Source organism: Phenylobacterium kunshanense (assembly GCF_003254525.1).
In the GTDB taxonomy this organism is placed as follows: Bacteria; Pseudomonadota; Alphaproteobacteria; order Caulobacterales; family Caulobacteraceae; genus Phenylobacterium; species Phenylobacterium kunshanense.
In genome coordinates, this window is record NZ_QFYS01000003.1 from 422,396 (window position 1) to 448,132 (window position 25,737).

Sequence of the window (25,737 nt, forward strand, 5' to 3'; positions counted from 1 at the left end):
GTCTTTGTCGGAGTCGTCAGTTGCGGAAAATTTGAGCGGGGGCGCCAGCGCTCACGGCGCCTGCCTGCGGCGGTGGCGGGCAAACAGAGGCGCCCTTGCCAACATCGCCGGCGCGGGCGCTTTAGGCTGGCCACGCGGCGGGCCTGGAGCGCCCGCGCTGCGTTCGGCCGAAGAGTCATAAGGGGTGCCTAATGCGAAAGATCCTGCTTCCCGCCGTCCTGCTCGGCCTCGCGTGCGCCGGAGCGGCCCAGGCCGAGAACGTGCACGTCAATCCGACGAACGGCTTCATCTCCCGCGCTGTGAAGGTCCCGGCCGGATCGGACACGCTCTACGTCAGCGGGATCACGCCCCAGACCGTGCAGGGCGCCCCCGCGGCCACGCCGTTCGGCGACACGAAGACCCAGGTCCAGAGCATCCTCAAGCAGATCGGCGACATCCTGCAGGGGCAGGGCTACGGCTGGGAGGACGTGGTGATGATGCGCGTGCTGCTGGTGGGCGATCCCGCCAAGGGCGGCGCCATGGACTTCGCGGGCATGATGGAGGCCTACAACGAAGTGTATGGCCCCCTGAAGAAGAAGCCCGCCCGGATCACGTCGCAGGTGGCGGGTCTGGTCCGTCCCGGCATGTTCGCCGAGATCGAGGTACAGGCCGCCAAGTCGGCGAAGTAGGGTCAGTCGGCCGCGGCGGCCGACCGGTCGCCGCGGTACAGCGACTCGACCACCGGCGCGCGAAGTTCGGTCAGGGCCTGTTCCATGGCTTTCGCGTAGCAGTCGGACCGCCGGACCGCGGTCTGCATCTCGCGCACGCTGGCGGTCTCGGCGCCGCAGGCCCGGGCCGCGGCCACGTCGAGCCGTCGAAGCATCTCGGCCGCCTGACGCGCATTGGTGAGGTCGAGGTCACCGACGCGGACAGCTACGGACGGCGCCGCGGCGGCTGGCGCGGCAAACACGAGCGCGGCGATCAGGGCGGGAGTGATCGTCTTCATGGGCTGGTTCCTTCCTGGTTCGACCGATCGATCGCCGGCCTTGCCACCTAGCTAGTGCATGCATTGGCGGCGACAAGCGCGGCGGGTCGCCTTTTTCATGAGCGCTGCCCCGAAACCATGGCCAGATTGCCGATCTGGGCTTGAAATTCGCGAGAGGTCCCGGCGCGCGGCCTTGAGGCCGGAACGGACTTGCGGAAGGGTCGCCTCATGGATCGACGTCGATTTCTGTCCCTAAGCGCGGCCGGCATGGCTCTGCCCGCGTCGCCCGCCTCGTCCGCAGCAACGGACCTTGCCCCGCCGCCGGGCGCGCCGCCGCCGATCAGCCGGGCCGAGCGCGAAGCGCGGATCGCCAAGGCCCAGCGCCTGATGCGGGAGCAGGGCGTCTCGGCGCTGCTGATCGAGCCGGGGTCCAGCCTCGTCTACTTCACCGGCGTCCGCTGGAGCCGTAGCGAGCGGCTGACGTGCGCGCTGATTCCCGCTGACGGCGACATCTGCATCGTCACGCCGTTCTTCGAGGAGCCTTCAGTCCGGGAAAGCCTGGCGGCGCCGGCGGAAGTGCGGACCTGGCAGGAGCACGAGGATCCGACCGCCCTGGTCGCCGGCTGGCTGCGTGACCGAAAGGCCGACAAGGTCGTGGCCATCGAGGAGACCAACCGGTTCTTCATCGTCGATGGGCTCCAGCGAAACCTGCCGGGCGCGACGCTGCGCAACGGCGCGCCAATCGTGCGCGGCTGCCGGATGATCAAGTCGCCAGCCGAGATCGCGCTGATGCAGCGGGCCGCCGACATCACCATGGCCGCCTACCGGCATACGGTTCCCAGGATCGAGGCCGGGATGCGGCCATCGGATATCGGCGCGATCATGAACGGCGCCACCGTCGCGCTGGGCGGCAGGCCTGAGTTCGCCCTGGTGCTGCTGGGGGAGGCGTCCGCCTATCCGCACGGCTCGGGCAAACCGCAGATCGTGAAGGCCGGCGAGGTCATCCTGATGGACTGCGGCTGCACCTTCGAGGGCTACCAGTCGGACGTCTCCCGGACCTTCGTGCATGGCGAGCCGACGGCGCGGCAGAGAATGGTCTGGGGCCAGGTGAAGCGCGGCCAGGAGATCGCATTCGAGGCTGCCAGCCTCGGGGCGACCTGTGGCAGCGTCGACGACGCGGCGCGGGCCCACTACGTGTCGCTGGGATACGGCCCGGACTACCGGCTGCCGGGCCTGTCGCATCGCACGGGGCACGGGATCGGCATGGATGGCCACGAGCCCGTCAACCTGGTCCGGGGCGAGGGCACGCGACTGGCCCCCGGCATGTGCTTCTCCGACGAGCCGGGCCTCTACATCCCGGGCGAGTTCGGAATTCGTCTGGAGGACTGCTTCCACATGACCGAGGCGGGGCCGAAATGGTTCTCGTCGCCGGCCGTATCGATCGAGAAGCCGGTCTAGCGGTCCAGCACCAGAACCTGGCGGCCGAGGCGCCAGGCCTCGATGGACTTGAGCCCCCGTTCAGCCAGGATCTTCCGCATCTGGCTCAGCAGGTCGATCTCGCCCGCGCAGGTGAGCGCCTCGAACGTCCGGGCGCCTTCGTCGGACTCCAGGTAGAGTTCGTAGGTGTGGCGGAGGGACAATCAGGGGCTCCGAAGCGCATAAGTCCGACCCTGATATCACTCCGCACGGTGGCGCTCGCCTCCGGTGCGCTACGTAGGCGTCAGACGCCGTAGTAGTCCCGGTACCAGTCCACGAAGCGGCCGACGCCGACCTCGACGGAGGTGGAGGGGGCGTAGTCGAGGACGGCCCTGGTCTCCTCCGTGTCGGCCTCCGTGGCCGAAACGTCGCCGGCCTGCATCGGCATGAGATTGAGCACGGCCTTGCGACCCAGCTTCTCCTCCAGGACCTGGATGTAGCGCATCAGCTCCACGCGCTGGCCGGCGCCGAGGTTGAGGATGCGCCACGGCGCGGCGCTGGTGGCGGGATCCGGGTGCGTGGCGTCCCAGGCGGGATTCGGCGCCGGCGGGCGCGAGAGCGCCGCGACCAGGCCGTCCACGATATCGCCGACGTAGGTGAAGTCGCGTTGCATGCGGCCCTCGCCATAGACGTCGATCGGCTCGCCCTTGAGGATCGCGTCCGTGAACTTGAACAGGGCCATGTCCGGGCGCCCCCATGGCCCGTACACGGTGAAGAAGCGGAAGCCGGTGGCCGGTATGCCGAACAGGTGGGCGTAGGCGTGCGCCATGGCCTCGTTGGCGAGCTTGCTGGCCGAGTAGAGCGTGATCGGGTGTGGCGCGGCCTCGTGCACGCTGAACGGCAGGTTCAGGTGGTTGCCGTAGACGGAACTGGTCGAGGCGAAGAGCAGGTGGCTGACCGGATGGGCCCGGCATCCCTCCAGGATGTTGAGGAAGCCCACGACGTTGGAGTCCACATAGGCCTCCGGGTTCTCCAGGCTGTAGCGGACGCCGGCCTGGGCCGCGAGATTGACCACCGCCGTGGGTTTGGTCTCGCCGAACAGGGCGGCCATGCCCTCACGGTCGGCCAGGTCGAGGCGCACGTGCCGGTAGCCAGGCGTCTGCTCCAGGATCGCCAGGCGCGCGGCCTTGAGCTTCGGATCATAGTAGGCGTTCAGGTTGTCGAGCCCGACCACGGACTCGCCGGCGGCCAGCAGGCGCTGCGACAGGTGAAAGCCGATGAAGCCGGCCGAGCCGGTGACCAGGATCGCCAAGGCGACACCTCATGAGATCCGCGCCGAGGTTGCGCGATCCCGATGCCTAACGAGCGTCGGCGACGAATTCTAGCGGGAGGCGACGCCGGCCACGTCGCGCAGACGGGCGACGCGGGCGGTTTCCGCCGTTTCCGTCGCCGCGCGCATGCGGAGCACATCGCCGGCGCGCATCTGGGCGAGCACGGGGTACAGCGCCGACAGCGTCGCCACGAGCAGTCCGAGACGGCCCTCGCGCCAGCCCCCGCGGTACAGGTACCCATTGAGGAATGCGCCGGCGCCCCTGAAGAGGGCGGCGACGAACGAGCCGGGGCGCGCGGAATCGGCGAGGTCTTCGGCCGCGAGCGCCGAGAGCCGATGCAGCCGCTCGACGAGCTGGCCCACGTCCGCGCCGACGGTGCGCTGGATCGCCCCCTTGAGCGAGCCTCCTGACCGACCCGCCACGACGGACGGCGCGTTCACGCGGCGGGGCTCCCAGGCCTTGAGACCACGCTTGTAGAGGCGCACTTCCGCGTGACGGCTCAGGCTGCCCGTCCAGCCGTCCCGGAGGCGGGTGTCCCCGAGATAGTTGTCGATCGGCAGTTCGTACCAGTCGGCGCTGCGCCGCGTCTGGAGCGACCAGCGGATTTCCCACGCAAGGGCGGCGTCCACGATCTCGTCGGGGTCGACCTCGAGCACCCAGTCGCCCGAACAGGCCTCGACGCCGGCCTGGCGGCGCTGGCTCTCAAGGGGAAAGATCCCGTCCACGAGGACGGCGCCGGCCCGGCGGGCGATCTCCTGCGACCGGTCGGTGCACCGATCGGCGACCACGACCACCTCGTCGCAGAAGGAGAGGCGCCGCAGGCACTCGCCCAGCCGCGCGTCCTGATTCTGAACGCAAACCAGCGCAGATAGCTTGACCACTGAACGCCCCGTCGTCCCCGTCCCATGGAACTAGACGCCGCCCCGGAGCGCGACCCCCCAGTCGAAGCTTCACCGTTTCTTCAGAAATCCGCGGCGAGCCGCAGGCCCACGGTGCGTGGGCGCTGGGGGGTGACCTGCCGGACCTCGCCGAAGCTGAAGGGGTTGCCGTAGGCGAAGGTGTCGCCGGCGTCGTCCAGGGGGTTGGTCACGAAGGCCGTCACCCGCCAGGCGTCCTTCGCCAGCTCTGCGGACATGCGGGCGCGCACGTAGTGCCCCATGCGGCGGGGGAGCGTGGCGTCGAAGCTGAGGTCGGCCCGGCCCACATATGCAGCCTCGCCGACGAGCCGCAGCATCAGGTCGTCGCCGAGCGGCCGTTCGTACACAGCCAGTATGCCGCCGGACGTCTTCGGCACGCCGGGCAGGTCACCCGTGACCGGCGCCTCGAAGTCGGGGTTGGGGTTCCGGATGTTCGAGTCCGACAGCAGGCCGTTCAACTGCAGGGACAGGCCGAAGGGAAACTCGTAGCCCATCTCGGCCTCGACCCCGACGACCCGCGCATCGCCGACATTGGCGGTGTAGGAGAGGCCGGACTGGCGGTAGCGGTCGGTCTGGATGTCGGCCCAGTCGTCATAGTAGGCCGCCGCGCGCAGGGTCAGCCGGTCATCAAGCCGGCGCAGCTTGGCGCCGACCTCGTAGTTGCGGAGACGGTCCGGCTGGAAATCCGCGCGCGCCGCGCGGATGGCGAAGAACCCGGAGGAGTTGAAGCCGCCGGGCCGGTAGCCTTCGCTGATCAGGGCGTAGACGAGATCGCCGTTGGAGAACTCGCGCTGGAGCGAGATCTTGGGCGTGAAGCCGCTGAAGGTGCGTGACTGGTCGAATGCGCGTGGCTGGAAGGGCGTGCTGACGAAGATGTCGGCCGTGGTGTGGACCCGGCTCTCGAAGACCCGGCCGCCGATGCTCGCGGACCAGCCGTGGCCGAGGTCGTAGGCGCCCTCGCCATAGACCGCGAACTCCCTGAGTGTGTCCTTCCGCCGCTCGGTGTAGACAGTGCGCGCCGAGTTCGGGCCGAGGATGGTCAGCTCGGATGGCGATCGCTCCAGGGTGCGCGCCGCATAGACGCCCAGCAGCCAGTCGAAGCGTCCCGTCGGTGTGGAGCGCAGCACCAGATCCTGTACGAGCATGTTCGAGCGGGTCGCCTCAACGAACGCGCCGAGGCTGGTGCGGGGCGCGCCGAACAGGGCTAGCGGTTCGCCCACGCCGGCGTCGTACTGGCTGGAGAAAACGTGGTGGACATAGCTTAGGGACGAGCTGACGCTGCCCCAAGGGAAGTCCCCCGCCACGGTCGCGCCGGCGTACGAGAAGTCGTTGTTGTGGGCCTCGCGGACGCGGTTGGCCCGCATGCCGCCATTGGACATGCCGGGTGTGACGTACTGGGTGTCGTTGGAGCGCAGGTGCTGGGTCGCCGCCAGGGCGTCCAGCCGCCAGTGGTCGTCGATCTGCACTCGCACGGCCAGCCGGCCGCCGTCACGCCGGGTCTGGTCGACATTGGCGATCCTGAGGTTCACGTCATCCAGGTAGCCGCCCTGGACGTCCTCGTAGGCCGCGACACGAACGGCAAGGCGGTCCGGAATGACCGGAATGCTGACATAGCCCTCGAACTCGCGGCTGAGATCGCCGCCGCGCGTCGTGGCGACCGAGGCGGAGGCGCCATAGACCGCCTGCTGAAGGTCGGGCTTGGCGGTCACGATACGGTAGATGCCGGCGAGGGAGCCGGAGCCGTAGAGCGCGCCCTGAGGGCCGCGCACGACCTCGATGCGGTCGATGTCGACGAGCCGCAGGTCTGGGTCGGGCGCGTTGTAGTTGATCGGCGCATCGTCGAGGTAGGTCGACACCGTCGAACGAGTCCGTCCCGTGAACGCGCCGTCCGACAGGCCGCGGATCAACAGCTTGTCGCGGCCGGGCCCGAGGTTGGTCGTGAGGACGCCCGCAAGCTGGCCGGTCGTCTGGCCCACGTCGGCGGATCGGGTGACCCGGACCTGTTCGCGGGAGATCGCGCTCACACCCGCCGGCAGTCGCCCGAGGGCGGCCGGGCGCTTGGTCGCCGTCACCACGAGCTCGGAGATGACTGTCGGATTTCGCGGCGCGTCGCGGGCCTCGCGCGCGGGCGCCATCGGGACGATGCGCACCGTACGCGCGTCGACGATGCGGTAGGCGCAGGGGGCGCCTGCCGTCAGCCGTTCAAGCGCCTCGCCGAGGGTATAGCGTCCCGAGAGTTGGACCCGGCCGCCGCCGCCGCAGGAGGCGGTGCCCAGGATGGAGACATTCGCCTGCAGGCCCAGGTCAATCAGGGCGTCGGCATAGCTTCGCGCGGGGATCGAAAGACGCAGCCGTGAGTCGGCGGCCTCAACGCGCCCCGCCAAGCAAGCGAGAGCGACGCCGCCCAGCAACGTCCGCAGAGTCGCGCTCCGCCTTGAAATGACGCCACGCCCTTATCAGCGGTCCGACGCACCATCGCGCCGCAGGACCACGCCCGGGCCGGAACGTACCGCGCTTACAGGAACCAGCAAGGCCAGGCGGCGAATAACCGCGGCCTGATCGTCCAGCACCAGCACGCCGGAGATCGGTGTCGCGGCCAGGGCCGGGTCTTCGATCCGGATCGGCGTCTCGAACTGCTGATTGAGATCGGCCACCACTTCGCTCAGCGGCTGACCGCGATAGACGAGCCGGCCGGCCCGCCAGGCCAGGACCTCTGCGGGATCCGCGGCCGCGACGGTGGTGGTGGTCTGGCCCTCGCGATGCTCGAGCCTCTGGCCCGGACGGAGACGGTAAGATCGTCCTTCCGCGCCGTCGGTGGGCCGAACCTCGACCGCGCCCCGCGCCACGGTGACCGACAGCTTGCCGTCGAGGCGGCGAACATCGAACTGGGTCCCGACCACGCGGACGGTCCGGTCGCCCGCGGCGACGACGAAGGGGCGGCGCGCGTCATGCGCGACATCGAATACGGCCTGCCCCTGGTCCAGCGTCACCTCCCGCGATCCGCGCCCGAGCGTGACGGTCAGTCGGGCGCCTCCGTTCAGGTCCAGGACAGAGCCGTCGGCCAGGCGCACCGTCCGATGCTCTCCCTTCGCGGTCTCGTAGGTGTCTGTCCGGGCGACCGTGAGTTCGGGCGCGATGACGACGGCCAAGGCCGCCGCCGCCGCCATGGCCCCGACGCCGACGAAAGCGCGGCGACCCACGGCGCTGCTGGCCGAAGGCGCGCGTCGCCTGGCGAGTTCGCGCGCCACCGGCAGCGCCGCCGCGGAATAGTCGTGGGACACGGCGAGGGCCGTGTCGAAGGCGGAGGCGTTGGCGGGCGAGGCCGACAGCCAGGCGTCGAACGCCGTCGCCTCGGCGTCGCCGAGGTCGCCGGCCTCAAGGCGCGCGACCCACGCCGCGGCGTCTGCGCGCCGCGCGTCGTCGTCGTATCGCCAGCTCCTGATCATCCGCCCTTCCAAAGCCGCCGGGACCGGCGCGCCGTCATTTTGCTAGACGCCGCCGCAGCGCATCGCCCCCAGGTCTCATGATTCAATTCCTGGTGGTAGTTCATCGCTCAAGTCTCGCAGTGAGCGATCTGAGTGCGGCCGAGATGTGCTTTTCGACCGACTTGACCGAGATGCCCATCGCTCGCGCGGTGTCGGCGTGGCTCTTGCCGTCGAGCTTGTGCAGCCGAAAGGCGCGCTGCATCTGCGGGGGGAGCTCGGCCACGGCCTCGACGAGCTGGCGCAGGCGCTGGCGGGCGGCGGCGGCTTCGTCGGCGGGCGCCTCCTCGGCCACGTCTTCGCCCGCCACGCTGGCGTGGGCCACCTGCCGCCAGGCCGCGTCGCGCGCGAGCGACCGCGCCTCGCCGCGCGCGCGGTCCAGCATCACGTTGGTGGCGATGCGATAGATGAGCGCCACGGGGTTCTCCGCCGTGACTGCGGGGTCGCGGGTGGCGAGCTTCAGATAGAGTTCCTGCGCCAGGTCCTCGGCGGTGGCCCGGGACCCGCAACGGGCGGCGAAGAAGCGCACCAAGTTCTCCCGCCGCTCCAGGTAGATTTCCAGCAGCGGGTCTGTCGGGCGCTGGGCGCCTGGGTCGGCGAGCAGGCTCACGCGCGCGGCGTCCCGCGCCGGGGGCGGCTGAGGATCGGGCGCGGGTGGAATCTAGCCATCGGGCCGGGGCGCTGTGGATGCTCGTCCACCAATGCCTCAATCCGGACCGACCGCCAACTTTCGGGCGCAGGCAGTGGGGGGTGGTCGCGGCCGGCGGCGTCAATGCCAGCGATGCTGCATCGGTCAGCGGCGCCAGGATCTGGCCGCCGCGCTTCGGGGCAGCGTCGCGGCGTGCGGGTCGCGGGGGAGCGACCCGCACGTCCACCTTGCCGATTCGCCGAACGGCGGGATGCAAAATGCGGCGCCTGCCCATGGGCCCCGGGCCAACCCCTTACACATCAACGATCACGCGGACTCGACGGCCCCACGACTGGCCCAAGGTATGCAGACGCGCATTCAGTCATTATGACGACTGTCACGGCGAGAGAGCGTGCGGGGGCCTCTAGCTGTGCCGGAATGGGGCAAGGAGTTGGATTTGATGAGCCAGAAGACCGTCCCGGGACTCGCGCCCGCGCCGACGAAGCACGCCAAGCTCGTACAGTGGGTGGGCGAGATCGCCGCGCTGACCGAACCCGACCGCGTCGTCTGGTGCGACGGTTCCGAAGCGGAATGGAACCGCCTCACCGAGGAACTCGTGGCCAGCGGCACGCTGAAGCGCCTCAATCCGGAGAAGCGCCCCAACTCGTTCTATGCCGCGTCGGATCCGCGGGATGTGGCGCGGGTCGAGAGCCGGACCTTCATCTGCTCCGAGAAGCCCGAGGACGCCGGTCCGACCAACAACTGGCTCGACCCCGCCGAGATGCGCTCGGACCTGAAAGACCTGTTCAAGGGCGTGATGCGCGGCCGCACCATGTATGTGGTGCCGTTCAGCATGGGGCCGCTGGGCTCGAAGATCAGCCAGATCGGCGTCGAGATCACCGACAGCGCCTATGTGGCCGTGTCCATGCGGATCATGACCCGCATGGGTCAGGCGGCCCTGGACCAGCTCGGCGAGGATGGGTTCTTCGTCCCGGCGGTTCACTCGGTGGGCATGCCGTTGGTCGACGGCGTCAAGGACGTTCCGTGGCCCTGCAACGAAATCAAGTACATCGTCCATTTCCCTGAGAGCCGGGAGATCTGGTCGTACGGCTCGGGCTACGGCGGCAACGCCCTGCTCGGGAAGAAGTGTTTCGCCCTGCGCATCGCCTCGGTCATGGCCCGAGACGAGGGCTGGTTCGCCGAGCACATGCTGATCCTGAAGCTCACGTCGCCGCAGGGCGAGGTGAAGTACATCGCCGCGGCGTTCCCCAGCGCGTGCGGCAAGACCAACATGGCGATGCTGCAGCCCACTCTGGCGGGCTGGAAGGCCGAGACCATCGGCGACGACATCTGCTGGATGCGCTTCGGCCAGGACGGCCGCCTCTACGCCATCAACCCCGAGGCCGGCTTCTTCGGCGTGGCGCCTGGCACCGGCGTCCACACCAACAAGAACGCCATCGACGCTCTGTGGGGCCACTGCATCTTCACCAACGTGGCGCTGACCGACGACGGCGACGTCTGGTGGGAAGGGATGACGGAAGAAGCCCCGGCGCACCTGATCGACTGGCGCGGCCGCGACTGGACGCCCGACAGCCCCGAGCCTGCGGCGCACCCGAACGCCCGCTTCACGGTGCCGGCGTCGCAGTGCCCGGTCGTCGCGCCGGAGTGGGAAGACCCGGCCGGCGTGCCGATCTCGGCTATCCTGTTTGGCGGCCGCCGCGCGTCGGCGGTGCCGCTCGTGACCGAAGCCCGGACCTGGCAGCACGGCGTCTTCATGGCCTCGAACGTGGCCTCCGAAGGCACCGCGGCGGCCGAGAACAAGATCGGCGAGCTGCGCCGCGACCCGTTCGCGATGCTGCCCTTCTGCGGCTACAACATGGGCGACTACTTCGGCCACTGGCTGAAGATGGGCGAGACTCACGACGCCTCGAAGCTGCCGCGCATCTACTTCGTGAACTGGTTCCGCAAGGACGAGCGCGGCAAGTTCGTCTGGCCTGGCTATGGCGACAACAGCCGCGTCCTGAAGTGGATCGTCGACCGTCTGGAAGGGCGGGGCGAGGCCGTCGAGACGCCGATCGGCCTCGTGCCGTCCAAGGCCAGCCTGGACACCTCGGGCCTGTCGCTGACCGACCAGCAGCTCGACCTGCTGCTCACCGTCGATCCGGCGATCTGGACCCAGGAAGCGGCCCTGATCCCGGAGTTCTACGAGAAGTTCGGCGAGCACACGCCGAAGGCTCTGTGGAGCGAATACGAGGCGCTGGTGGCCCGCCTGGAGGCAGCCAAGTCTCAGGCGAAGGTCGTGGCGGCCGAATAGCCGTCGGACCACCGCCGGACATGCAGAAGGCCGCGGGGCTCCCCGCGGCCTTTTCGCTGTCAGGGTCGGTCGATCAGGCGCCGGTGACGACGCGCAGGTTCGGCGCGGCGCCCGGCTTCTCGCCGCGCACCTGGGCCACCAGGTCGAACAGGGAGCGGCGGACTTCGTCCGAACCCCCGGTTTCGGCGACGTCGGCCAGCGCTTCCATGTGGCCGGGGGTGAGGCGGACGGCCGAGTTGGAGACCACTTCCATCACCTTGGGCGCCGCCGGCAGCGAGGTTTCGGTCTCGTCCAGCAGGGCCTCGGTCAGCTTCTCGCCGGGGCGAAGGCCTGTGATCTCGATGTCGATGTCCCGGCGGCCGGAGAGGGCGATCATCTGGCGGGCCAGGTCCATGATGCTGACCGGCTCCCCCATCTCCAGGAGGAACAGGCGGCTGTCGCGGCGCTCGTCCTCGTGGCAGGCCGCGGTGGCGTGCAGCACGAGCTGGGCCGCTTCGGGAATGGTCATGAAGAAGCGCGTCATCTCGGGATGGGTGACCGTGACCGGCCCGCCCCGCTCGATCTGGGACTTGAAGATCGGCACCACCGAGCCGTTTGATCCCAGGACATTGCCGAAGCGGACGGCGGAGAAGCGGGTGTCGCTGTTGGTCGCGGCCTGCTGGGCGTGGATCACGGCCTCGGCGAGGCGCTTGGTGGCGCCCATGACATTGGTCGGGTCGACGGCCTTGTCGGTGGAGATCAGCACCATCTGGCGCGCCCCGCAGGCCTTGGACGCCTCGGCCACGTTCCAGGTGCCGATCACATTGGTCAGCAGGCCCTCGGTCGGATGCCGCTCCACCATGGACACGTGCTTCAGGGCCGCGGCGTGGAACACCAGGTGCGGGCGCTCGCGCTCGAATGCGGCGGTCAGGCGCTGGGCGTTGCGGACGTCGCAGAGCACGGACTTCACCACGATGTGGGGGAAGGTCTCGCGGATCTCGCGCTCGATCTCGAACAGGGCGGTCTCGGACGCGTCCAGCACCGTGAGCTGGCCGCAGCCGAAGGTGGCCACCTGTCGGCAGAGTTCGGCGCCGATGGACCCGCCCGCGCCGGTCACGAGGATGCGGCGGCCCTGGATCAGGTGGGCGATGGCGCGGCGGTCGAGCTCGATCGGCTCGCGGGCCAGCAGTTCCTCGATATTGATGTCCCGCATCGGGAGCAGGGTGAGGCCGTCGTGCTGCGACAGTTCGACGATGGAGGGCAGACGGAGAAGCCGCACGCCGTCGCTCTTCAGCCTGCCGAGGAGGTCGGCGGTAAGACCCTTGAGCTTGCCCGGTTCTTCCAGGAACAGGACCGCGCGGGGATAGCGGTTCCAGCGGCGCAGATCGGTCAGGGCCTCGTCCAGCCGGTCGATCGCCTCGATGATGCAGACGCCGCGGACCTGGGCGCCCACGTCCCGGCGATCGGTCCCGATGATGCCGACAGGCGTATAGCTGCGGTCGTGGCTGCGGGCGGCGTCGCGCAGGTAGGTGTCGGCCAGCGAGGGCGGGCCGATCAGCAGCAGCGACGGGGCCTGGGTACGGTCGCTGATCGTCTTCAGCGGCGAGAAGCTCTCGAGGGCGTGTTCGTGCAGGGCCCGGCGCATGATGCGCACGCCCATGGCCGTCACCATCTGGAACAGCGGCGCCATGACCAGCGTCGAGCGGGGTAGCCCCGCAGCCCGGTCGAGGACGAACACGGCCAGCAGGAAGATGCCGACGGTGAGGAGCGAGCTGCGCGCCAGGACCAGGGCGTCGGGGATCGAGACATAGCGCCAGGGCGAAAGTTCGCGCCGGAAGACCAGGCTGAACACGGCCGCGATGGAGGCGTAGAGCGCCGCGAGCTGGAAGAAGTTCAGCGCACCGGCCTGGCCGAAGCCCAGTTCGGGCTGGGTGGGGGCGACGAAGAAGGCGATGGCGAAAGCGAGCGCCGCGAGCAGCGCGTCGAACACGACGGTCTGGGCTCGAACGGCCATCCGCTCCATGCGTCGAACTCCGCTCACGTTCTGATTCCCAACCTTAGACCCCCAGCCAGAGGGTGCGAGAGAAACCTGCCGAGCGGAGCTTTTTCCGCGGCCGACGCTCATTACCTATTCAAATCAGGGCGTTCGGCGAGCGAGCCCGAACCTAGGGTCAGGCGCCCCGACGCGCAACGAAAAAGCCGCCGCGAAGGCCGCGGCGGCTCCCTCTAGACCGTGTCGCGCTTAACGCGCGGGAAACGGCAGCGCTTAATTCGCGGCTACCAGGCCAGCTTGATGCCGCCGACGATCCGCTCGTCGCCCAGCGTGCCGAACTTGTTGCCGCCGGTGTCCCAGTAGCGCACGTCGAGGCCGATGTTGTCGGTCAGGGCGAAGCCGACGCCGAAGTTCCAGGTGGTGTAGTCCGGCCCGATGTCGACGGTCTGGTGGCCCAGGGCGCCGCTGACGCTGAACTTGGTCTCCGGGATCGCCGCGGAGAAGTTGGCTTCGTAGTACCAGGCGTCACCGGTGTCGCCGAAGAACTCCGGCGAATAGAAGACAGCCGCGCCCAGCGTGGCCGGGCCCGCCGGCACCGAGGCCGCGACCTTGGCTTCGACGTAGTCCTGGTTGCTGCCCGACGGGGAGTCCACGTAGCCGTAGTAGATCAGGCCGAGGTCGAAGGTGACCGCGCCGACCGTCGGCTTGATGCCCGCGTACAGGTCGTACTCCAGGTCGGTGCCGTTGCCGAAGTCCACGTTGGACACCCACACGCCAGCGTAGCCCATGCTGCCGAGCGTGGCGTCCACGCCGCCGAAGATCTGCGGATCCTCGTCGGTCTGCGTGATGCCGCGGAAGACGTATTCGGTGGCCGCGCCGACGTTGAAGGCGAAGGAGATCGGCGGATCTTCCTGGGCCTGGGCGGCGCCGGCGAAGGCGAGCGAGGCGACGGTGGCCGCCAGCGCGAGTTTGAGCGTTCTCATTTGGTATCCCCTCTTATTTCCGGCCAGCCGAAGCCAGCGGGCGTCTTCATGGTCGTCTGCGGGCGTCGCAGATCAACGTGACGCGAGGGGTGCGGCGAAGCCTGGGGGCGGCTGCTCATTCGTTGGGCGCCAGAATGACCTGGCGCCAACAAAACAGTCATAATTCCCCAGCGTCAGGTCACCGCGCGACCAGGGGAGCGAATCCCAGGTGCGAGCCCGCGTCGACCAGCAAGGTCTCGCCGGTGACGTGACGCGACGCCGGCGAGGCCAGGAACACGGCCGAGGCGGCGATGTCCTCCGGCGTGGACGCCGCCTGGAGTGGCGTGCCGGCGGCGGCGTTGGCGCGGATCTTGTCCACCGCGGCTCCGGGGAGGCCCTTGCCGAACCACGGCGTGTCGATGAAGCCCGGGCAGACCGCGTTCACCCGGATCTTCGGCGCGAGGGCCCGCGCGAGCGAAAGGGTCATGGTGTTGAGCGCGCCCTTGGACGCTGCGTAGGGCACCGAGGAGCCGATGCCGGTGACGCCCGCGATCGAGGCCGTGTTGACGACGGCGCCGGGGCGCGGGCCTGCCTCCAGCAGCGCGCGGCAGGCGCGGATCATCTGGTAGGCGCCCACGACGTTGACCGCGTAGAGGTCGAGGAAGTCCTGGCCGGTGACGGCCTCCAGGTCGGCGTGGCCGGCGAACTTCGTCGTTCCGGCGTTGTTGAAGAGCGCGTCGATCCGCCCATAAGGCTCGGCGGCCGCGGCGATCCGGCGGCAATCCTCGTCCCTGGCCACGTCGCCCTGGACGAGCGCGGCCTCGGCCCCGAGATCGCGGACCAGCCGGGCCGTCTCCTCGGCGTCTTCGCGGTTGTGGGCGTAGTTGATGACCACGGCCCTGGCGCCCTGGCGGGCCGTCTCGACGGCGATGGCGCGGCCGAGGCCGGTGGACGCTCCCGTCACCACCACCACGAAGTCCTGATAGTCGCCTTGAGCCATGATCTCCTCCCGCGCGTTGTTTGCGGCCGTACTAGCGGCTAAACGCCCGGTCATGGAAGACACCCAGCTCACCCAGCTCGGCCGTGACGTCCGGGGTTTCGACAGTCCCGAGGCCGCGATCCTTGAGTGTGTGCCGAACCCGCACCCGGGGACGACCTACCTCGTGCGGTTCACGGCGCCCGAGTTCACGTCGCTCTGCCCGGTGACGGGGCAGCCTGATTTCGCCCACCTGGTCATCGACTATGTGCCGGGCGAATGGCTGGTGGAGTCGAAATCCCTGAAGCTCTACCTCGGCGCGTTCCGCAATCACGGCGCGTTCCACGAGGACTGCACCCTGGCCATCGCCAAGCGCCTGGTCGAGACGCTGTCGCCGCCCTGGCTGCGTATCGGAGGCTACTGGTATCCGCGCGGCGGCATTCCCATCGACGTGTTCTGGCAGACCGGGGCGGCCCCAGAGGGGCTGTGGCTGCCGGACCAGGGCGTGGCGCCGTACCGGGGCAGAGGTTGAGCATCGACCTGTAGAATTGCAGCCGTTGGGAAGCTTCGAAGGCGTGGATTTACTGTAGCGCTTGAGGAATGGGTGGCTGCGTATTCTAGGTCTTGAACTGCAGCCGCAGCATATGTTCGGCGTGGTTGCGGCCGGCGGGTTCCCGCGACACGCGAATCGACCGCAGCGACTCGCGCGCAAAGCCGATCGGGCTTTCCAAAAGCTGAACATCGGCCTATACGTTAACGTGCCCAACTCTCCTCGGGCGTGTCACCTCAGGCCGGGCGGCGCGGCGCGTCGTCCGGCCGTCGTGTTTTCTGGCTGGCCCGCGCCCGTACGGCTCCATGCGAGGTTGGCGAGCGCCTAGCTCCCCTGCGGACGAGGCGCGGGGGCGGGAAGCATCCGTCGCCACGGGTGATCGTGCAGACGCTGTATAGCGTTCTGAGCCAAGCCAGCCTGCGCTTCCGAGTCCCGCGACCCTGCGATCTCCGTGAGCGCGCACTCCGCATCCGCGACGGCGCTCCGGAGCGCGCGGCCCAAGATTCGCTCGCCGTTCAGTTGCCGTTGCAGGGCCACGGTTCGGCGGGCGGCTGCGGCCAGGGCCTCCCGGAAGAGGCTGTCGCGGAACCCCGGCCTCCCGACCAGGGCGGCTATTGCGGCGATCTCCTCGCGACGCCGCTCCAGCGACCAGTCGCGGCGCATGGCCTGGGGAAAGGTCAGCGTCGTGGCGGCGAAATGGGTCGCGCACCGTATTCCGGGCAGCGCAAGGAATTTCCGCCACATGAAAAGGTCGGTCCACACGTCCGCCGGCGCGGGCGACCAGCCCACAGGCAGGGCGCGGTAGGTTTCGAGGCGGTAGGCGGCCGGCGTGGGTCCGAAGGCGTTGCCGTGGCCCTCCGCCATCTGCCGCTGAACGACCGGGTCGGCGAAATCGAAAAAGTGCAGCCGGGGCGTTCCGTCCGGCTGCAGGAACATGGGCAGGGTGGCGCCGAAGTCCGCTTCCGCCATCAGCGCCTCGACCTTTTCGAGGTGATCGGGGAACCAGAGGTCGTCGTCACCGATCTGGCAGACGATGCGTCCGCGCGCCGCCAGCAGCGCCTGATGGCGATAGGCCTCGCCGTGCCGCTCGCCCTTGGCGTGGACGCAGGCGCGGACGCGCGGATCCTGCGCCTCGAAGTCGCGCGCCACGGCCGCGGTCGCCTCGGACGCGCCATCGCAGATGATGAAGAGCTCGAAGTCCTGGCGGGTCTGGGCAAGGACCGAGCGGATGGCGAAGGGCAGGAGGTCCGGCGGCCGGTTGACGGGCGCGAGGATCGTGAAGGCTGGAGCTTCGGTCACGCCGTCGCCCCGACGGCGGCCTCAATCTCGGCCAGCCGCTCCACGATGGCCAGGCCGTCGGCGGCGGACGACAGGGGAGGTGGTCCCTCACCGCGAACATGGGCGAGGAAGGCGCGGAGTTCCGCCAGCAAGGGCATCTCGACGCCGACCGGCAGGACCTCGGCGCGCGCGGTGGCCTCGCCCGGCGGCCCGCGGCGCACGAGCAGGCGGTCGTCGTACGCGTCGGTGAGTTCGAGGGTGGCCTCGCTGCCGATCAACAGGCAGCGGCGCCGGTGCTCGGTCGAGGTGACGCCGATGTCGATGTGGACCTGAGTGGCCTGGTCGGCCAGCCGTGCCGAGACTCCGAGGTCAGGGCGGCCGGCGACGACGGGGTACGCCTCCACGAGCGGTGGAATGCGGCCCAGGATGTGGAGCGCAATGGAGATGTCGTGCGGGGCCAGGATCCAGAGGGGGTCGACGTCCCGATGCGGGCTCGACCACTGCCAGCGGGACGTTCTGATCGCGAGGACTTCGCCCACCGAGCCAGCTTGCGCTTCGCGTCGCATGGCCTCGATCGCGGGGTGGTAGCGCCACTTGTCCATCACGAAGAGGGTGGACGGCGCGGCCGACGCGAGGCGGCGGGCGCTCGCCACGTCGGCGGTCATCGGCTTCTCGACGAAGATCGGACGTCCCGCACCGACGAGCGTCTCCAGCACGGCGGCGTGGGTCGCCGTCGGTGTCGCCACGACAAAGGCGTCGCAGGCCTGAAGGTCGGGCGGCGCAGTTCCCGCCGCAATGGCGCCGCCGCGTAGAGCCTCGGCCGCCGTCGCCTCGGTCAGGCAGGTCACCTGAACCTCCGCGCCGAGGGCGACGAGGTCGCGCAGGATATGGCGCCCCCAGCGCCCGCAGCCGACCAGCCCGACGCGAAGGCTCATGCCGCCGCCTGGGCGACAAGCCGTTCGGCCAGCGCCCGGTACGATCCGGCCGCACGGTCGCGGTCAGACAGAATGGGCGCCTCGGTGGGCCAGGCGAACTTCAGTTCGGGATCGTTCCAACGGCAGGCAAAGTCGTCGGGCCCCGCATACAGTCGGGAGACGCCGTACACGTGCATGCTGGCGACGGGGAAATAGAACCCGTGGGCCACGCCGGTCGGTATCTCCACGAGGTGGGGGTCATCGCCCTGGAGGCGAAGCATGGCCGACAGGCCGGCCGTCGGCGAATCCGGGCGGAAGTCGTGAAGGCCCAGGATCATTTCGCCGATTGCCACCGTGAGATGGTCCACGTGGCTTGGGTGGACATGGACGCCGCGCAGCACGCCGGGCTTTGACCAGGCCATGTTCCACTGCATGGGAACGGGGCCCGCCGCCCAAGGCGTGCGGAAAATCTCGCGGAATACGCCCCGCTCGTCCCCATGATCCTTGAGCTCCAGGATCCGGATGTCCTTCGGAAGCGGGAGGGACCGAGAGAGCGCCTCGCGGGCCGTGGGATAGTTCATGGGGCGCCTGAGGCCTCCTCGCCGCCTGTGGTTCCGGACTCGCGCGCGAGCTGCAGATGCCGATTCTACGGCTCCCAGTAGGATACGAGCGTGTCGACGTCGGGACGATCGCGCTCCATCGGCATTTCGCGCGGCGTTCCGATGAGGACGAAGCCCGCGACCCTCTCGCCGGGGTTCAATCCAAGGATCGCGATGGCCTCGGAGTCATAGCTGTACCAGTCGGTGATCCAGTTCGCGCCGAAACCCATGGCGAGCGCCGCGTAGAGCAGGTTGGTGCAGACGACGCCGGCCGAAAGCAGTTGCTCCCATTCCGGGATCGCCCCGGGCTTCGGCGAAGAGACGACGGCCACCGCGAGGGGCGGGGTCCGGAGCTTGACGAGCTTGGCCGAGAGCGTGGGGTCGCCGCGTGACTGGCCCAGGGCATCGAGGCGGTCGGCGAAGCTGACCTTGGCTCCGCCCTCGAGGATGACGAAGCGCCACGGGGCAAGCTTGCCATGGTCGGGCGCGCGGGCGGCGAGGCGCAGCAGGTCCGCCAGCTGGCTGGCGCTGGGCGCGGGCTCGGCGAGCGTGACCGCGGACGCTGACCGTCGTGCGGTCAGGAAACGCAGCACCTCAGGCGCGGGGGTGACCGGCAGCGGCGCTCCGAAGGGCGGAGGCGGAGGAAGCGGGGGAGGAGCCAAGATGGTGTCTCGGTGCTAGCTACCGATGCGATCCCCTCTTTATGGGGGGCAGGCGGCCATCTGCAAGCGAGGCGGACGGGAATGACGGGCAAGCCGGATTGGCTGCGAGCGCACGGTCGGCCGTGGACACGGGGCGAGGGGCGTGTCGTCTACGACAACCCCTGGATCAGCGTGACGGAGTACGCGGCCATCGCGCCGACGGGGGCGCCGGCCCAGTATGGGCTGGTCAGCTTCAAGAACCTGGCGATCGCCATCCTGCCCCTGTTCGAGGATGGCACGACGGTGCTGCTCGGCCAGAGCCGGCTGCCTTTCGGCGACTACAGCTGGGAAATCCCGGAGGGCGGCGGGGCGCGCGATGTCGACCCGCTGGAGAGCGCCCGTCGCGAGCTGGCCGAGGAGACGGGCCTGGCCGCCGCAGAGTGGCGCGAGGTGTTGAGGGCGCAGCTCTCGAATTCCGTCACCGACGAACTCATGATCGGTTTCCTGGCGACGGAGCTGTCGGCCGCAGACGGCGTTCATGCCGCTGACGACACCGAGGCTATCGAGATGGTCCGCGTGCCGTTCCGCGAGGCCCTCGACGCCGCCATGGCCGGACACCTCAAGGACATGCTGACGGTGGCGATGCTGCTGAAGGCATACCATATGGCTCGTGAAGGGCTTCTGACGCCGGCCTTGGCCCGCGTTATGTTAGGGTAGGGAGAACCCTATGGGTCGGGAGGAAGCGATGAGTCAGCGCCTGGAAGTGGTGGATCCCCACACGCCGCCGCCCGTGTGGGCCGCGCTGCGGAACGAGGCCTATGCCGCCGCCAAGTCGGAGGCGGCGCTGGCCAGCCTGCTGGCGGCCGTGATCCTGAACCACGAAACCCTGGGCGACGCCCTGAGCTACCAGCTCGCGCGGAAGCTGGGCGACCAGGAGCTACGGGCCATGAGCCTGCGGGACACCATCGAGGAAGCCTACGAGGCCGAACCTTCGATCGTGGAGACGGCGGAGGCCGACCTGAAGGCGGTGTTCGAGCGCGACCCCGCCTGCAAGGGCTATGTCCAGCCGTTCCTGTTCTTCAAGGGATTCCTGGCGCTGCAGACCCACCGGGTGGCGCACTGGCTCTACAACGAGGGCCGCGAGACGCTCGCGTTCTACCTCCAGAGCCGGACCAGCGAGCTGTTCCAGGTCGACATCAACCCGGCGACCCGGATCGGGCGCGGCGTGTTCGTCGACCATGGCACGGGCATCGTCATCGGCGAGACGGCCGTTATCGGCGACGACGTCTCGATGCTGCAGGGGGTGACCCTGGGCGGTACGGGCGCCGAGCGGGGCGATCGTCACCCCAAGATCGGCAAGGGCGTGCTGCTGGGCGCCGGGGCCAAGGTGCTGGGGAACATCACCATCGGCGACTACGCCAAGATCGCCTCGGGTTCGGTGGTGTTGAAGCCGGTGCCGCCGGGCTGCACCGCGGCCGGCGTGCCGGCGAAGCTGGTCAACTGCCCCACCTGCGACGAGCCGGCCAAGAGCATGGATCACACCCTGCCGAGTTCGATCGACCCGGATTACGTGATCTGAGGTTTCGCCCGGGCGCGGCATTCTGTAGGTTCGCGCCCGCAACTGACCCCCGAGGAGCGTAGGCGTGGACGAGAAGACCATCCGCAGGATCGAAGGCTATCTGCGCGGGACCTTCGCCAACGCCCGGATCACGCTCGTGCCGCGGCCGAAGCAGAAGGATTCCGCCGAGGTCTACATCGGCGAGGAGTTCATCGGCGTCGTCTTCCAGGACGAGGACGAGGACGGCTCGTTCATGTTCGAAATGGCGATCCTGGCGGAAGACCTGCCGTAGCAGGGCGCATCTAGCGGATCTGCCTAACCCTCAGGCTGCCGGCGGGCGAGGGCCCGATCGGCGGCTGTGGATGATCCGTATCCAGCCAGGCGCCCCAGTGGTCGCGCGACAAGATCACGATCTGGCGATCGTGATACGGCGCGACGTCCGGGCCGGGCGCGCAGGTCAGCAGGGTGAACCGGTCGTCGCGGATCAGGCCGGCGATCGCCAGGAAGTCTGCGCCGTCGGGCGTGAACTCCCACTTCGACTTGGGCGATTTCGCACCCGTGAACTCGAAGAAGCCACTGGCCGGAACCAGGCAGCGGCCGCGGCTTAGCGCCCGGCCCTCCGATCGGAAATTGATGATCGGGCCGCGTGGGCCGGGGAACCCCCAGCGCAGCTGCAGGAGCCGGCCCCCGCCGCCTGGCCGGCCGGCGATGAGATAGGCCGGATCGGTGGGCCGGATCGAGGCGCGCGGCTCCAGGTTCGGCGCGCCGCCTTCCCAGTCGAGGGGGATCTGCAACGCCCGGAAGGCGCCGAGCAGGTCGGCGAGGGAATCCTCGAAACGGAATTCGTTACACATCGCCTCTTCCGCAGGTTTGATACGGAAGCGTGCCGCGCGTAGCTGTAGGTTCGTTATCGATCACGCCGCGCTCTGCAGGATGCGACGGGCCTGGAACGGCGGGATGATCGCGGTGATGTGGGCGGCCCACCGCAGGCGGGCGTCGTGGCGCGTGGGGCCGGCGACGCTTTCCAGGTCGAAGCGATCGGGGCGCGAGCCGCGCAGCAGGCGCTTGACCAGCACCTCGTCGGTGTCGGTCTCGACCACGACGACATGGCCCAGCATGTCGGGCGTCGGCGGCGTGCGCTGGTCCTCGAAATAGATGAGGGCGCCCTGGTCGGCGACGCCGCGCATGGAGTGGCCGACCACCTTCAGCGCCCGGGCCATATCGGTGCCGCCGGGCGGAATCGGCGCGAGCTCGGCGGGATCCTGCCCGTGGGCGAAGAGGACCGTGCCGTCCGGATTGGCCCCGACGTGACCGATCACCGGAACCAGCCCCGTGACGGAAGCGCCGTGCATGGGGCCCGCCGCATCGTACAGCCATTCCGCTGCGACCCCGAAGGCGGCGGCGTACTCCTTGGCCCGGCGGTACGAGAAGGGCGCGTTGCCGTTCTCGTTCGAGGCGTAGGTATTGCGGCTCCAGCCGAAGGCGTCGGCCGCGGCGGCGGCCGTGTCGAAGCCCTTGTCGATGCGGGCCTGCCGGAGCCTCTGGGCGCGACCGTCCATGGCTGTAGGTTACATATCAACATGTTTGACTCAATGGCCTGTATCTTACATACAGAACGTATGGCGAACATCGATCGAGAAACCTATTCCGTGCTCCGTCACAGCGGAGCTACCCAGGCGCGAGCTTGCGCAGAGCTTGGCGTCAGTTCCGGACGTGGGCAGGTGCTGGAGGCGCTGCTGAGGGTGGCGCGGCCGGGCGCGGGCTGCGATTCCGAGCGGCCCCGTTTCGCCCGGCACGACCGCCACGTCGCGGCGGTGCAGGCCCAGGGCGGCTATCCGGTGCTGTCGCGATGAGCGGGCGGGCCGACGCCGCAAGCCTGGTGGCGGCAGAGCTGAGCCGGCGAAAGCCGAAGGAGCGCGGCCGGTTCCTGCGCGAGCTGCTGGCCCATACGGCGGCCGGCCTGGTGGTGATCGAGGGCGAGGCCGAGGCGTCCGAGGCGGTCTATCGCCTCGCCGACGCGGTGGTGGCCCGAGGGGCGCCGCGATGAGGGATGCATCGAACGTGGCGCGGGACCGCCTGCTGCGCATCGAGCAGGAGGCAAAGGCCCAGGCCGAGGCCGCGGCGGTGAACGCCGGGGTGGCCGAAACGGTGGCCCTGTCCCGGGCGCGGGGCGAGGCGATCGCCGAGTTCCGGCCGCGGCGCAACCGCACCTGCGTCCAGCCCTACCGGCGGCAGAGCGGGCTGGACTGGCTGGCGGGCAAGGGGCGGATCGATGCGGCGGCCCGGGCCGCCGGCGAGCGCTACGGGCAGGCCTACCGGCGCGTGAAGCTGGAGGCGTCGATCCCCTCGACCCTGGGCGAGCGCGTGCGTGGCGCGTTCGTGGCGCCGGCGCTCAGCGAGGTGCTGGCGCACGGGGAGGGCACGGAGGCGGCGCGCCGACGGCTGGACGCGTTCCGCCGCCGGCTGTGCCGTCAGCCCGACCTCGTGGCCGCCTGCGACCTGATCTGCGGCGAGGAGAAGACGCCCCGCGAGGCGGCGGGCGGCGACCGGGACGCCGCGCGGCTGGAGGCGGTGCTGAAGGTGGCGCTGGATATCCTGGCCGGGGATGCGCGTTGAAGCCGGCAGGCGCGTCGGCCTTTCCGTCGGCGGCCCCAGGACCTAGATGAACGCCATGGCCGTCGCATTCACCCGAGAAGAGGACTACGAGGCGCAGGCGGCAGACCTGCCCGACCGTCCGATCTCGCCGCACCCGAACCTCGTCACCGCCACGGGCCTGGCCGCCATCGAGGCCGAGCTCGCGGCCGCCCGCGCCGCCTATGCGGCGGCCCAGGCCGAGGGCGGGTTGGCGGCGGACCGCACGGCCATGGCGCGGGCCACGCGCGACCTGCGCTACTGGTCCGCCCGCCGGGCCAGCGCCCAGCTGCTCGAGCCGGCGCCGGAGGCGGGCGTCGCCCAGTTCGGCCGCACCGTGGAGATCGAGCGCGAGGACGGCCGCCGCCAGGCCTTCCGCATCGTCGGCGAGGACGAGGCCGACCCGGCGGCGGGCAGCGTCTCCCACGTCTCGCCGCTGGCGAAGGCGGTGATGGGCAAGCGCGTCGGCGACGAGGTCGTGATCAACGGCGCGGACGCCGAGATCGTCGGCGTCCGCTGAGCGCGGGCGCCCGTCGCACCTCTCAGTCGGGCCCTCTCAGGCGTGGCCGGCGCCGGCTTCGCGGTCGAGGCGGTCGAGGGCTTCCCGCACCTCGGCCAGCGGCACCGGCTCGGGCGTGCCCAGCAGCCAGCGCAGGCGCGGTTCATCCTGCACGGCCGAGGCGTCCGACGCCCAGGAGGCGAGGACGGCCCGCTTCTCGCCGATGTCGAGGAAGGGATCCTTGAGGACGTCGCGGGGATGGAGGAAGCCCACGCCGGGGCGGAGGCAGCGGTCGAGAGCCGCGGCGAGCCCTTCGCGGCGGATGGCCTCGTCTGAAGTCGCAAGGCGCATGAGGTTGAATCTCCTGCTCGTTTCCTTTCGCCTGAGCCCGCGCACGACGGAGGCTCGCGCGCGGACGGCGAGGATTTGGGCGGCGAGGCGAAAGATTCAAGGGGTGAAATGTTGCCAATTTGTTCTTGACGGACGCGCGCGAATTTGGTAAGATTTCACTACGGTCGATTGGTGGGTGCGGGCGGAGGCCGTTCGGCGCCAGCCCGTCCCTCGTCCGCCCGTCTCTCGGTGATCGCGAAGCCGGCGGGACGATACTGTGCGGGACGATACTGTGCGGGACGATACTGTGCGGGACGATACTGTGCGGGGTGGGGAGCGGCCCCCGAGCGAGGGCCGCTCCGCTTGGTCTATTGAACGTCGAAGGCGGGGTGGAAGCGCACCTCGCCTGTTGGCCGGGAGCCGTTGAAGCTGAGGCGCTGGAAGGCTCCGGGCGGCGCGTCCGGGGTGTAGAGGTCCGGATCGCTCTCAAACCCAAACCGGTGGTAGTAGGCTGGGGCGCCGAGGAGGACACACCCGCCCGCGCCCATCGACCGGAGACGATCCAGTCCGTCGCGGATGAGGGCTTGGCCGACGCCTGCGCGCTGACGATCCGGCCAGACGGATACGGGCCCCAGGCCATACCAGTCGCCGGCGCGTCCATTGATGGTGACCGGCGAGAAGGCGACGTGGCCGATCACGTCGCCGCCCTCGGTGGCGACGAGCGATAGGGTCAGGACCCCGGCCGCCCTCAGCGCATCGACGACCTTGGCTTCGGTCTGGTCGCTGAAAGGCATGTCCTTGAACGCCGCGTCGGTGAGCGCGCGGATGAAGGTGGCGTCCCCAGGACGCTCCTGTCGGATTTGCATGATTGTGAACCTGTGGGGAATTCGAATGGCAGGCGGTCAAGGGGCGCGATCCTGCGACCCTCGCAATTGCTGCAGCGCGTCTCGCGTCTGCTCAGCAGGTTCCCACAGTCTCTGACATGGCTTCAGGCTAGCGCACGCTCCGGAGGATGCAAGCGCTCGTTGCGGGCCCCCAGCTGACACGCCGCAGGCGCAGGCGATCACTGGGGTTCGCCAGGCCGATCGCGTCTACGACACTCCGGTATGCGGACGTTCGGAACTTCGCAGAGGGGTGGGAGGCGACCGCTCACCTCCCCCGCGAAGCGGCGGGAGGGGGACCGCGCGCCGCAGAGCGCGGGGTGGAGGGGGCGAGCGGCCGCTCAGGCCTTTCGGCTGCGTTCGACCTCAGCCGCCTTCAGGGCGATTTCGTCCATGACACCGGCGAGATCGCGGTAGACGCGGGACGCAGGCAAGCGGAGGACCTGCACGCCTTGCTTGGCCAGCCATCGGTCGCGCGCGGCGTCCCTCAGCTGCGCATCGTCGTCCCAGTGTGTCGAACCGTCGATCTCGAGCGCGAGCCGCAACTTCGGGCAGTAGAAGTCGAGGATGATCGAGCCGAACGGATGCTGCCGGCGGAAGGTCGGAAGTTCGCCTGAGCGTCCGCGGAGACGGCTCCACAGAATGACCTCGGGCTCGGTCATCGCCTTGCGCATCGCGCGTGCGCGGCTGGTGATCACGGTGCGTCGCAAGGCTGTGCCGCCCGCCCGCCCCCTCCACCAGCCGCTCTTCGCCTGCGGCTCGGCGGCCGGTCCCCCTTGTTTGTTGGCTGGCTGCTACAGTGGCGACGTCTTCCGGGACGCCCGCCTGGCGTAGCCGCGCCAGGCGGGCTGTCGGTGGAGGGGCCGTGTCCCCCAGAGCCTTACGGCTGCGCGG

Annotated in this window: 30 protein-coding genes; 11 read left to right on the forward strand and 19 right to left on the reverse strand. The window is 69.6% G+C overall.

The features are described 5' to 3' along the window. Positions 1–191: 191 nt before the first annotated feature. The gene (locus DJ019_RS10060) at positions 192–668 is read left to right on the forward strand and encodes a Rid family hydrolase (RefSeq protein WP_111275879.1); all 477 of its coding nucleotides are present in this window, start codon (positions 192–194) and stop codon (positions 666–668) included. A gap of 2 nt (positions 669–670) precedes the next feature. Here the strand turns inward: DJ019_RS10060 and DJ019_RS10065 are convergent, their stop codons facing one another. Then, positions 671–985, reverse strand: a complete 315-nt coding sequence (locus DJ019_RS10065; protein ID WP_111275880.1) for a UrcA family protein — start codon at positions 983–985, stop codon at positions 671–673. Between the two features lie 246 nt (positions 986–1,231). Here DJ019_RS10065 and DJ019_RS10070 point away from each other — a divergent pair, with 246 nt between their 5' ends. Next, positions 1,232–2,422 carry a M24 family metallopeptidase gene (locus tag DJ019_RS10070; protein WP_240606427.1) on the forward strand — a complete coding sequence of 397 codons (1,191 nt, stop codon included), beginning with the start codon at positions 1,232–1,234 and terminating at the stop codon, positions 2,420–2,422. Here the strand turns inward: DJ019_RS10070 and DJ019_RS10075 are convergent. The 6 genes from DJ019_RS10075 to DJ019_RS10100 all read right to left on the reverse strand — a co-directional run bounded on the left by DJ019_RS10075 (position 2,419) and on the right by DJ019_RS10100 (position 8,720). Further along, the gene (locus DJ019_RS10075; RefSeq protein ID WP_111275882.1) at positions 2,419–2,604 is read right to left on the reverse strand and encodes a hypothetical protein; all 186 of its coding nucleotides are present in this window, start codon (positions 2,602–2,604) and stop codon (positions 2,419–2,421) included. The genes DJ019_RS10070 and DJ019_RS10075 overlap by 4 nt on opposite strands. An 80-nt stretch (positions 2,605–2,684) precedes the next feature. Beyond that, a complete protein-coding gene (locus tag DJ019_RS10080; protein ID WP_111275883.1) occupies positions 2,685–3,692 on the reverse strand; it encodes an NAD-dependent epimerase in 1,008 nt (335 codons plus the stop codon). 69 nt (positions 3,693–3,761) lie between these two features. Beyond that, entirely contained in the window at positions 3,762–4,592 is an 831-nt protein-coding gene (locus tag DJ019_RS10085) for a glycosyltransferase family protein (protein ID WP_111275884.1), read from the reverse strand. A gap of 80 nt (positions 4,593–4,672) precedes the next feature. Then, positions 4,673–7,012: a TonB-dependent receptor gene (locus tag DJ019_RS10090; protein ID WP_133255278.1), complete on the reverse strand. Its 2,340-nt coding sequence runs from the start codon at positions 7,010–7,012 to the stop codon at positions 4,673–4,675. Positions 7,013–7,084: 72 nt separating this feature from the next. Further along, positions 7,085–8,074: a FecR family protein gene (locus DJ019_RS10095; RefSeq protein ID WP_111275886.1), complete on the reverse strand. Its 990-nt coding sequence runs from the start codon at positions 8,072–8,074 to the stop codon at positions 7,085–7,087. A 100-nt stretch (positions 8,075–8,174) separates the two neighbouring features. Beyond that, on the reverse strand, positions 8,175–8,720 hold the full coding sequence (locus tag DJ019_RS10100; protein WP_240606428.1) for an RNA polymerase sigma factor: 546 nt from the start codon (positions 8,718–8,720) through the stop codon (positions 8,175–8,177). Positions 8,721–9,198: 478 nt separating this feature from the next. Between DJ019_RS10100 and DJ019_RS10105 the strand changes: the two genes are divergently transcribed. Further along, positions 9,199–11,052 (forward strand): phosphoenolpyruvate carboxykinase (GTP), encoded by a 1,854-nt coding sequence (locus DJ019_RS10105; RefSeq protein ID WP_111275887.1) that lies wholly within the window; start codon positions 9,199–9,201, stop codon positions 11,050–11,052. Positions 11,053–11,125: 73 nt separating this feature from the next. Here the strand turns inward: DJ019_RS10105 and DJ019_RS10110 are convergent, their stop codons facing one another. The 3 genes from DJ019_RS10110 to DJ019_RS10120 all read right to left on the reverse strand — a co-directional run bounded on the left by DJ019_RS10110 (position 11,126) and on the right by DJ019_RS10120 (position 14,986). Next, positions 11,126–13,072: a polysaccharide biosynthesis protein gene (locus DJ019_RS10110; protein ID WP_165843973.1), complete on the reverse strand. Its 1,947-nt coding sequence runs from the start codon at positions 13,070–13,072 to the stop codon at positions 11,126–11,128. Positions 13,073–13,308: 236 nt separating this feature from the next. Further along, positions 13,309–14,007: a TorF family putative porin gene (locus DJ019_RS10115; RefSeq protein ID WP_111275889.1), complete on the reverse strand. Its 699-nt coding sequence runs from the start codon at positions 14,005–14,007 to the stop codon at positions 13,309–13,311. Positions 14,008–14,185: 178 nt separating this feature from the next. Beyond that, the gene (locus DJ019_RS10120; protein ID WP_111275890.1) at positions 14,186–14,986 is read right to left on the reverse strand and encodes an SDR family NAD(P)-dependent oxidoreductase; all 801 of its coding nucleotides are present in this window, start codon (positions 14,984–14,986) and stop codon (positions 14,186–14,188) included. Between the two features lie 52 nt (positions 14,987–15,038). On the opposite strand from DJ019_RS10120, the gene queF reads away from it, so the two are divergent. After that, positions 15,039–15,494, forward strand: a complete 456-nt coding sequence (queF, locus tag DJ019_RS10125) for a preQ(1) synthase (protein WP_111275891.1) — start codon at positions 15,039–15,041, stop codon at positions 15,492–15,494. Positions 15,495–15,836: 342 nt separating this feature from the next. On the opposite strand, the gene DJ019_RS10130 is transcribed toward queF, so the two are convergent. From DJ019_RS10130 to DJ019_RS10145, 4 genes are all read right to left on the reverse strand, one after another. After that, entirely contained in the window at positions 15,837–16,811 is a 975-nt protein-coding gene (locus DJ019_RS10130) for a glycosyltransferase family 2 protein (RefSeq protein ID WP_111275892.1), read from the reverse strand. Then, positions 16,808–17,725, reverse strand: coding sequence for a Gfo/Idh/MocA family protein (locus DJ019_RS10135; protein ID WP_111275893.1), 918 nt, complete (start codon positions 17,723–17,725; stop codon positions 16,808–16,810). Before DJ019_RS10135 ends, DJ019_RS10130 begins: the two co-directional genes overlap by 4 nt. Continuing rightward, positions 17,722–18,285, reverse strand: a complete 564-nt coding sequence (locus tag DJ019_RS10140; protein WP_111275894.1) for a dTDP-4-dehydrorhamnose 3,5-epimerase family protein — start codon at positions 18,283–18,285, stop codon at positions 17,722–17,724. The genes DJ019_RS10135 and DJ019_RS10140 overlap by 4 nt, the downstream gene beginning before the upstream one ends. A gap of 65 nt (positions 18,286–18,350) precedes the next feature. Beyond that, positions 18,351–18,965 carry a nitroreductase family protein gene (locus tag DJ019_RS10145; protein ID WP_111275895.1) on the reverse strand — a complete coding sequence of 205 codons (615 nt, stop codon included), beginning with the start codon at positions 18,963–18,965 and terminating at the stop codon, positions 18,351–18,353. An 81-nt stretch (positions 18,966–19,046) separates the two neighbouring features. Here DJ019_RS10145 and DJ019_RS10150 point away from each other — a divergent pair, with 81 nt between their 5' ends. The 3 genes from DJ019_RS10150 (at position 19,047) to DJ019_RS10160 (ending at position 20,794) form a co-directional block, all read left to right on the forward strand. Next, positions 19,047–19,661 carry an NUDIX domain-containing protein gene (locus DJ019_RS10150; RefSeq protein WP_111275896.1) on the forward strand — a complete coding sequence of 205 codons (615 nt, stop codon included), beginning with the start codon at positions 19,047–19,049 and terminating at the stop codon, positions 19,659–19,661. A 28-nt stretch (positions 19,662–19,689) separates the two neighbouring features. Continuing rightward, positions 19,690–20,523, forward strand: coding sequence for a serine O-acetyltransferase (cysE, locus tag DJ019_RS10155; protein ID WP_111275934.1), 834 nt, complete (start codon positions 19,690–19,692; stop codon positions 20,521–20,523). A gap of 64 nt (positions 20,524–20,587) precedes the next feature. Then, complete coding sequence (locus DJ019_RS10160) at positions 20,588–20,794, forward strand: DUF3126 family protein (protein WP_111275897.1); 207 nt, start codon at positions 20,588–20,590, stop codon at positions 20,792–20,794. A 10-nt stretch (positions 20,795–20,804) separates the two neighbouring features. Here DJ019_RS10160 and DJ019_RS10165 read toward each other — a convergent pair whose 3' ends face one another. Both DJ019_RS10165 and DJ019_RS10170 read right to left on the reverse strand, forming a co-directional pair. Next, the gene (locus DJ019_RS10165; RefSeq protein ID WP_111275898.1) at positions 20,805–21,356 is read right to left on the reverse strand and encodes an SOS response-associated peptidase; all 552 of its coding nucleotides are present in this window, start codon (positions 21,354–21,356) and stop codon (positions 20,805–20,807) included. Positions 21,357–21,416: 60 nt separating this feature from the next. Continuing rightward, a complete protein-coding gene (locus tag DJ019_RS10170) occupies positions 21,417–22,061 on the reverse strand; it encodes a S24 family peptidase (RefSeq protein WP_111275899.1) in 645 nt (214 codons plus the stop codon). A 90-nt stretch (positions 22,062–22,151) separates the two neighbouring features. Between DJ019_RS10170 and DJ019_RS20775 the strand changes: the two genes are divergently transcribed. From DJ019_RS20775 to greA, 4 genes are read left to right on the forward strand one after another with little or no spacing between them, the layout of a single operon-like run. Beyond that, positions 22,152–22,355, forward strand: a complete 204-nt coding sequence (locus DJ019_RS20775) for a hypothetical protein (RefSeq protein WP_133255279.1) — start codon at positions 22,152–22,154, stop codon at positions 22,353–22,355. After that, on the forward strand, positions 22,352–22,549 hold the full coding sequence (locus DJ019_RS10175; RefSeq protein WP_111275900.1) for a hypothetical protein: 198 nt from the start codon (positions 22,352–22,354) through the stop codon (positions 22,547–22,549). Before DJ019_RS20775 ends, DJ019_RS10175 begins: the two co-directional genes overlap by 4 nt. Further along, the gene (locus DJ019_RS10180) at positions 22,546–23,118 is read left to right on the forward strand and encodes a hypothetical protein (RefSeq protein ID WP_111275901.1); all 573 of its coding nucleotides are present in this window, start codon (positions 22,546–22,548) and stop codon (positions 23,116–23,118) included. Before DJ019_RS10175 ends, DJ019_RS10180 begins: the two co-directional genes overlap by 4 nt. Positions 23,119–23,173: 55 nt before the next feature. Next, entirely contained in the window at positions 23,174–23,653 is a 480-nt protein-coding gene (greA, locus tag DJ019_RS10185; RefSeq protein ID WP_111275935.1) for a transcription elongation factor GreA, read from the forward strand. 36 nt (positions 23,654–23,689) lie between these two features. Here greA and DJ019_RS10190 read toward each other — a convergent pair whose 3' ends face one another. The 3 genes from DJ019_RS10190 to DJ019_RS10200 all read right to left on the reverse strand — a co-directional run bounded on the left by DJ019_RS10190 (position 23,690) and on the right by DJ019_RS10200 (position 25,541). Then, positions 23,690–23,983, reverse strand: coding sequence for a hypothetical protein (locus tag DJ019_RS10190; protein ID WP_111275902.1), 294 nt, complete (start codon positions 23,981–23,983; stop codon positions 23,690–23,692). Positions 23,984–24,330: 347 nt separating this feature from the next. After that, positions 24,331–24,828, reverse strand: coding sequence for a GNAT family N-acetyltransferase (locus tag DJ019_RS10195; RefSeq protein ID WP_111275903.1), 498 nt, complete (start codon positions 24,826–24,828; stop codon positions 24,331–24,333). A 356-nt stretch (positions 24,829–25,184) separates the two neighbouring features. Then, on the reverse strand, positions 25,185–25,541 hold the full coding sequence (locus DJ019_RS10200) for an endonuclease domain-containing protein (RefSeq protein ID WP_240606429.1): 357 nt from the start codon (positions 25,539–25,541) through the stop codon (positions 25,185–25,187). Positions 25,542–25,737 lie beyond the last annotated feature (196 nt).

Bases quoted from the DNA above. Each gene is read 5' to 3' on its own strand.
- DJ019_RS10060 (WP_111275879.1), top strand. From the start codon at position 192: ATGCGAAAGATCCTGCTTCCCGCCGTCCTGCTCGGCCTCGCGTGCGCC.
- DJ019_RS10065 (WP_111275880.1), bottom strand. From the start codon at position 985: ATGAAGACGATCACTCCCGCCCTGATCGCCGCGCTCGTGTTTGCCGCG.
- DJ019_RS10070 (WP_240606427.1), top strand. From the start codon at position 1,232: ATGGCTCTGCCCGCGTCGCCCGCCTCGTCCGCAGCAACGGACCTTGCC.
- DJ019_RS10095 (WP_111275886.1), bottom strand. From the start codon at position 8,074: ATGATCAGGAGCTGGCGATACGACGACGACGCGCGGCGCGCAGACGCC.
- DJ019_RS10105 (WP_111275887.1), top strand. From the start codon at position 9,199: ATGAGCCAGAAGACCGTCCCGGGACTCGCGCCCGCGCCGACGAAGCAC.
- DJ019_RS10115 (WP_111275889.1), bottom strand. From the start codon at position 14,007: ATGAGAACGCTCAAACTCGCGCTGGCGGCCACCGTCGCCTCGCTCGCC.
- DJ019_RS10120 (WP_111275890.1), bottom strand. From the start codon at position 14,986: ATGGCTCAAGGCGACTATCAGGACTTCGTGGTGGTGGTGACGGGAGCG.
- queF (WP_111275891.1), top strand. From the start codon at position 15,039: ATGGAAGACACCCAGCTCACCCAGCTCGGCCGTGACGTCCGGGGTTTC.
- DJ019_RS10135 (WP_111275893.1), bottom strand. From the start codon at position 17,725: ATGAGCCTTCGCGTCGGGCTGGTCGGCTGCGGGCGCTGGGGGCGCCAT.
- DJ019_RS10140 (WP_111275894.1), bottom strand. From the start codon at position 18,285: ATGAACTATCCCACGGCCCGCGAGGCGCTCTCTCGGTCCCTCCCGCTT.
- DJ019_RS10150 (WP_111275896.1), top strand. From the start codon at position 19,047: ATGACGGGCAAGCCGGATTGGCTGCGAGCGCACGGTCGGCCGTGGACA.
- cysE (WP_111275934.1), top strand. From the start codon at position 19,690: ATGAGTCAGCGCCTGGAAGTGGTGGATCCCCACACGCCGCCGCCCGTG.
- DJ019_RS10165 (WP_111275898.1), bottom strand. From the start codon at position 21,356: ATGTGTAACGAATTCCGTTTCGAGGATTCCCTCGCCGACCTGCTCGGC.
- DJ019_RS10170 (WP_111275899.1), bottom strand. From the start codon at position 22,061: ATGGACGGTCGCGCCCAGAGGCTCCGGCAGGCCCGCATCGACAAGGGC.
- DJ019_RS10175 (WP_111275900.1), top strand. From the start codon at position 22,352: ATGAGCGGGCGGGCCGACGCCGCAAGCCTGGTGGCGGCAGAGCTGAGC.
- DJ019_RS10180 (WP_111275901.1), top strand. From the start codon at position 22,546: ATGAGGGATGCATCGAACGTGGCGCGGGACCGCCTGCTGCGCATCGAG.
- greA (WP_111275935.1), top strand. From the start codon at position 23,174: ATGGCCGTCGCATTCACCCGAGAAGAGGACTACGAGGCGCAGGCGGCA.
- DJ019_RS10190 (WP_111275902.1), bottom strand. From the start codon at position 23,983: ATGCGCCTTGCGACTTCAGACGAGGCCATCCGCCGCGAAGGGCTCGCC.
- DJ019_RS10195 (WP_111275903.1), bottom strand. From the start codon at position 24,828: ATGCAAATCCGACAGGAGCGTCCTGGGGACGCCACCTTCATCCGCGCG.